Origin of the sequence: Virgibacillus sp. M23, assembly GCF_034190895.1 — a bacterium.
Classification (GTDB): Bacteria; Bacillota; Bacilli; order Bacillales; family Amphibacillaceae; genus Virgibacillus; species Virgibacillus salarius.
The window spans coordinates 1-447 of sequence record NZ_JAWDHA010000262.1 but is presented as its reverse complement, the minus strand read 5'-3'; the positions used below and the strand labels follow the sequence as shown (position 1 = coordinate 447).

The following is a 447-nucleotide window of genomic DNA, read 5'->3' as shown; positions in this document are numbered from 1 at the left end:
CCTCATCATGTTTTTATTATATAAGAAAAAAACCGGGCGCAGTCACCCGGTTTCATGTCTTATTGGGCAGGTTTTAATCCGCCTTCAAGCGTTTTCAGCATTTCGTTTTTCTCACTTTCGGATGCGTGCTGCCAAATGACTTCAAATAAAACGCCGAGCCCTGGAAGCATATTTTCTTCACCGCTTTGAATCGCATCGACAATTGTATGCTCAAGCTGTTCCTGATTATTGCCGGTTACGTTGGCAATGACGGCATGACGTAAATTAAGATCCATGTAAAACGCTCCTTTTCCTAAAATGTAATACGTATATTCTAACCATGCACCTGGTTTATTATGTGCTGTTCTTGCGATATAATAACATCATGTTAAAAAAAGGAGCGCCACACAGACAGTGAAACATATAGACTCAGCAAAAAACCAAAAAGTGAATGATTGGAAAAAGCTT

General features: G+C 39.6%; 1 protein-coding gene. It reads right to left on the bottom strand.

Features of this window, described 5'->3' with window-relative positions; all coding sequences use genetic code 11:
* Positions 1-59: 59 nt before the first annotated feature.
* The gene (gene sspI / locus RVS70_RS22435) at positions 60-275 is read right to left on the bottom strand and encodes a small acid-soluble spore protein SspI (RefSeq protein WP_321134930.1); all 216 of its coding nucleotides are present in this window, start codon (positions 273-275) and stop codon (positions 60-62) included.
* Between the last annotated feature and the right edge of the window lie 172 nt (positions 276-447).